This window comes from Streptomyces sp. AV19 (genome assembly GCF_015999245.1).
In the GTDB taxonomy this organism is placed as follows: Bacteria; Actinomycetota; Actinomycetes; order Streptomycetales; family Streptomycetaceae; genus Streptomyces.
Genome location: NZ_JAEAMR010000100.1, coordinates 1 through 5,101, shown reverse-complemented (window position 1 = coordinate 5,101; position 5,101 = coordinate 1). Strand labels below are relative to the sequence as shown.

Below are 5,101 nucleotides of genomic sequence, written 5' to 3'. Positions count from 1 at the left end.
ACTGCATGGGGGACCGTGTGGGAGAGTAGGACGCCGCCGAACTAAATTTGATGAAAAGCCTCGGGCTTGAGTTGAGAAATCAACTCGGGCCCGAGGCTTTTCTGCGTTTACGGCCTGCGTTTACAGCCTGCGTTTACGGCAGGAGGGCCACGGCCTCCGCCAGCAGTTCGTACTGCTTCTGCCAGGCCGGGTCGTACGTGCTGAACACGATCCGGTCGGCGCCGGCCGCCGCGAATTCCGCGATCCGCTCTGCGGCCCGTTCCGGACTTCCGTCGATGACCATGGCCTCGGACCGTTCCTCCGAGATGCCGAAGGCGCCGGCGGCGACCCGTGTCAGGTTCGGCCCGCCCGGTCTGGTCACGCCGTCGCCGAGTCCGAACGGCTGGCCAATGGTCACGCCCGGCATCGGGCGGCCCGCGGCCTCCGCCCGCTCGCGCAGCTGGGCGACTGTCTCCGTCAGCCAGGCCGGAGACGCGAGCGCCGGGAACCAGTGGTCGCCGTGGCGGACGGCTCGCTCGAGCGCGGCCTCGTTCTCACCGCCGATGAACAGCGGCGGCACCTCGGCCGGCACGGTCAGTCGCACATCCGGTGTTGTGATGTCGAGTTGGCCGGGTTCGCCGCTCATCGCGCCCGGCAGCCGGGAGAGCGTCTCGTCCAGGCGGGCGTCGCGCTCCTCGAAGGGGATGCCGGTCGCCCGCCAGGCCGCCGGGTCCTTCAAGCCTCCGCGCCAGCGGGCCCAGGCGCTGTCCCCGGCGTCGACGCCGAGGAGGAGCCGGCCGCCGGAGAGGTACTGGAGCGTGGCCAGCCTCTGGGCCAGGCCGGGCAGCGGATGCAGCGCGGGCACCAGCGCCGCCGTGCCGATCCGCAGCCGCGTCGTGACCGTGGCCGCGGAGGCCAGCACCAGCAACGGGTCGAGCATCGGGCAGCGTCCCGTCAACAGGTCGCTGGTCCAGAGGGATTCGAAGCCGAGTTCCTCGGCGAGGCGGGCCGCCTCCGCGGTCTCCCCGGGGGAGGCGGCGGGGTCGAGGGTGAGCGCCGGGGCGAAGACGCCGATCGTGAGGGGGGTCGTCCGTGTCATGGGACAGAACGTAGTCTGCCCAGGTCAGGCCCCGAATCCGTAGGACTACGGGACTACGGGACCAGGGGGCCGATGCCCCGCGCGCGGGGCAGGTCGAGCGAGGCCGGGGGGCCGTCGAGTGGTGCTGTACGGACGGGAAGCGGAACACGCCGCCGTCGCCGCGCTGTTGGCGCGGGCGTGGGCGGGACAGGGCGGTGCCCTGCTGGTGCGCGGCGCGGCAGGGATCGGCAAGTCGGAGCTGCTGGCCGAGGCGGCCCGGCGGGCGCGGACGGCCGGGAGCCGGGTGCGCGTCCTGCGGACGACGGGGACCGAGGCCGAGTCCGTACTGCCCTTCGCCGGGCTGCATCTGCTGTTGCGCCCGGTGCTGACGGAGGATCGGCTGGCGAGCCTGCCCGCGCCCCAGGCGAACGCGCTGCGTGGCGCGTTCGGCCTGGCCGAGGCCGCGCCGGAGGACCGTTTCCGCATCGGTCTCGCGGTGCTGACCCTGCTGTCCGATCTGGCTGTCGAGCAACCGCTGCTCTGCCTGGTCGACGACGTCCAGTGGCTGGACCCCTCCTCGGCGGAGGCCCTGCTCTTCACCGCGCGCCGCCTCGGCGACGAGCCCGTCGCGCTCCTCCTGGCCGCCCGGGACGACCTGCCCGACGACGGGCAACCGTCGCCCGTGCCCGGCGTGCCCGAGCTGAGGCTCGGCTCCCTCGCCCCCGAGGCCGCCGCCGAACTCCTCGCCGACCGGGCTCCGGACCTCGCGGACGCCGTGCGGGCCATGGTCGTCGAGCGGTCGGACGGGCATCCGCTCTCGCTCGTGGAGACGGTGCGCGCGCTCACCCCGGAGCAGCGCGCGGGCAGTGCCCCGATCCCCGCCGAACTCCCCGTCCCCGCAAGGCTGCTGGAGTCCTACGGGGCCCGCGTCCGGGGGCTGGGCCGGGCCCGTACCGCGCTGCTCGTCGCCGCCGCCGAGAGCGGGGGTGAGCTCCGTACCGTCCGCGCCGCCGCCCGTGCGCTCGGTGCGGAGCCCGACGACCTGCGGGCGGCCGAACGCGCCGGACTCGTCACGCTCACCGGCGCCGCGGTCGCCTTCCGCCACCCCCTCATCCGCGCCGCCGCCTACCAAGGGGCCGACCCCGCCGAGCGGATGGCCGCGCACCGGGCGCTCGCGGAGGCCGACGACTCCGGCCGGGACCCGTACCGCACCGCCTGGCACCTGGCCGCGGCCGCGTCCGGGCCCGACGAGGAAGTGGCCGCGCGGCTCGACCGCGCCGGTGAATCCGCCTGGGAGCGCGGGGCGTTCGCGGCCTCGGCCGCCGCCCACCGCCGGGCGTCGGAGCTCAGCCCGCTGCCCCTGGACCGGGCGCGGCGCCTGCTGTCCGCCGCGCAGGTGTCCGTGGTGACGGGGCGGATCGCCCAGGCCGACGGGCTGGCCCGGCAGGCGATGGAGCTGACGGAGGACCGGACCGTACGCGCCTGGCTGGGCATGGTGCGCGGCGCCGTCGAGGACGCGAGCGGGAATCCGCGCACCGCGGCCTACCTCCTGCTCGACCACGCCGAACCGCTGGCCGGCCGCGACCCCGGCCCTGTCGTGCCGATGCTGATGCTGGCCGCGCGCAGTGCGTGGGCGGCGCGGGACGAAGGGCTGATCGGCCGGGTCGCCGAAGTGGCGGGCCGGGTACGGCCGGAGCAGCCGGTGACGGCGGCGCTGGCAGCGCTCGCGGGGCTGGTGTCCGGGGTGGGGACGAGCACCGACAGCACCCATGACCTCACCGCCCCCATGGCTTCCCTGCGTTTCTTCGTCGACGACGTACGGGGCCGGAACCCCGACTCCCACCTCGTCCGTCTCCTGGCCATCGACTGTGCCGCCCTGCTCGGTGACGACGACGCCGTGCTCGGGCTCGCCACCGCCGAGGCCGTCCGCTGCCTGGCGCGCAGCACCGTCCTGTCGCTGGCGGACGTGCTGCGGGCGCTCGGCGACGTCCAGTGGGCGACCGGGCGCCTGCGGGAGGCGGCCGCGACGGCGGCGGAGGCCGAGGACGCGGCCGGTTCGACGGCGGACGCGGCCGGGCCGGGCGGGCCTTTGCCGGCCCGCCGGCTGACCGCCGTCGCCGACCGGATCACCGCCCGTGCCGCGGCGCTCGCCGGCGACGAGGAGAAGTGCCGTGCCGCGCTGGAGCGTTCGGCCGGGGACGACTCCACGGCCGTCCTCGCCCTCCTCGACCTCGGCCTGGGCCGTCCCGAGCAGGCCCTGCGCCGGTTCGAGGACACCCTGCGCGGCGGGCCGGCCGCGGCCGCCGCCCTGCTGCCGTTCACCGGTGACCTGGTGGAGGCCGCCGTACGGGCCGGTCTGCCCGGCCGGGCGACCGGCCGGCAGGCGGCGTTCACCGCCTGGGCCGATGCGGCCGGACAGCCGTGGGCCGAGGCCGTGGCCCTGCGCTGCGCGGCGCTGACCGGGCCCGAAGAGGCGGCCGAGGAGCGGTACTCCGCCGCACTGGAGCGGCATCGCGAGGCAGGCCGGCCGTTCGAGGAGGCTCGTACGGAGCTGCTGTTCGGGGAGTGGCTGCGGCGGGCGCGCCGGCGCACCGAGGCCCGTCCCCGGCTGCGGAACGCGCTGGAGGCGTTCGAGTGCCTGGGCGCCGTGCCGTGGGCCGAACGCGCCCGCGGCGAGCTGCGGGCAGTGGGCGAGACGGCGTCGGCCGCGCCCGCGGCGCGTCCCGATCCGCTGGCGGTGCTGACGCCCCAGGAGCGCCAGGTGGTCCGCCTGGCCGCCGCGGGGACCAGTAACCGCGACATCGCCGCCCGGCTCTTCCTCAGCCCGCGGACCGTGGAGTACCACCTGTACAAGGCGTATCCGAAGCTCGGGGTCGGCTCCCGGCGCGAACTGGCGGCGCTGGCCGACGGGTTCCCGGGCCGGCTCACCGAGGTTCCGTAGTCCTACGGATTCGCTTCGGTTCTCCGCTTCCTACGGTCGTGGCCAGTGACGTACGAGGCGGAGAGGAAGAGGAGCGAACCATGAGCCGAGCGGTGCTGTTCCACGAGTTCGGGGGTCCCGAGGTGCTGCGGGTGGAGGACGTGGAGGAGCCGCAGGCCGGCCCGGGGCAGGTGCGGATCCGGGTGCGGGCGGCCGGTGTCCAGCCGTACGACTGCGCGGTGCGCGCCGGCTGGACGCCGCCGGGCATCTCCGGGCCGCTGCCGCGCATCCCCGGCAACGAGTTCGCCGGGGTGATCGACCAGGTCGGCCCGGGGGTCACCGGATGGGAGCCCGGGGACGAGGTGCTGGGCTTCGGGCAGCTCGGGGCGTACGCGGAGCTGATCGTGTCGCCGGCCGGCCAGGTCACGCGCAAGCCCGCCACCATGCCCTGGCAGGTCGCGGGCGGCTTCACCGCGGGGACGCAGACCGCCCACATCGCCCTGGGGGAGATCGCCCCGCGCGCGGGCGAGGTCCTGCTGGTGCACGGTGCGGCCGGGTCGGTGGGCAGCGCGGCCGTCCAACTGGCGCGCGCTGCGGGCGCGTTGGTCATCGGCACGGCGCGCGAGGCCAACCATGCCTACCTGCGCACGCTGGGCGCGCTCCCCGTGGCCTACGGCGAGGGGCTCGTCGAACGGGTCCGGGAGCTGGCCCCGCAGGGGGTCGACTGCGTCCTCGACGGCGCGGGCGGCGAGGCGTTCGACCTCTCGCTCGGCCTGGTGGCCGACCGGAGCCGGATGCTGACCCTCGTCGAACACGAGCGGGCAGCGGCCGAGGGGGTGCGGGTCACCCCGGCCACCCGCTCGGCGGCCCGGCTGGCCGGGCTCGCCGAACGGTACGCGTGCGGTGAACTCTCCTGGCACGTACGGGCCGTCCACCCGCTCGAGCGCGCCGCGGACGCGCAGCGCGACGTCGAGAGCGGGCACGGGCGGGGCAAGGTGGTGCTGCTCGTCGACTGACGGGAAGGGGCGGCGGGACTGACAGGAACGGGGCTGGCAGGAAGGGGCGGCGCCTAGTAGGACTTCGTTAGCTCTTCCCGATCAAGCGTTCCGGTAGCACGTTGAACG

General features: G+C 75.6%; 3 protein-coding genes. 2 read left to right on the top strand and 1 reads right to left on the bottom strand.

What is annotated here, in order from left to right; translation table 11 throughout:
* Positions 1 to 133: 133 nt before the first annotated feature.
* Complete coding sequence (locus I5Q34_RS33925) at positions 134 to 1,078, bottom strand: LLM class flavin-dependent oxidoreductase (protein ID WP_199896348.1); 945 nt, start codon at positions 1,076 to 1,078, stop codon at positions 134 to 136.
* Between the two features lie 118 nt (positions 1,079 to 1,196).
* Between I5Q34_RS33925 and I5Q34_RS33920 the strand changes: the two genes are divergently transcribed.
* On the top strand, positions 1,197 to 3,998 hold the full coding sequence (locus tag I5Q34_RS33920; RefSeq protein ID WP_199896347.1) for a LuxR family transcriptional regulator: 2,802 nt from the start codon (positions 1,197 to 1,199) through the stop codon (positions 3,996 to 3,998).
* Positions 3,999 to 4,078: 80 nt separating this feature from the next.
* On the top strand, positions 4,079 to 4,993 hold the full coding sequence (locus tag I5Q34_RS33915; RefSeq protein ID WP_199896346.1) for an NADP-dependent oxidoreductase: 915 nt from the start codon (positions 4,079 to 4,081) through the stop codon (positions 4,991 to 4,993).
* The last annotated feature ends 108 nt before the right edge of the window (positions 4,994 to 5,101 follow it).

Bases quoted from the DNA above. Each gene is read 5' to 3' on its own strand.
- I5Q34_RS33925 (WP_199896348.1), bottom strand. From the start codon at position 1,078: ATGACACGGACGACCCCCCTCACGATCGGCGTCTTCGCCCCGGCGCTC.
- I5Q34_RS33915 (WP_199896346.1), top strand. From the start codon at position 4,079: ATGAGCCGAGCGGTGCTGTTCCACGAGTTCGGGGGTCCCGAGGTGCTG.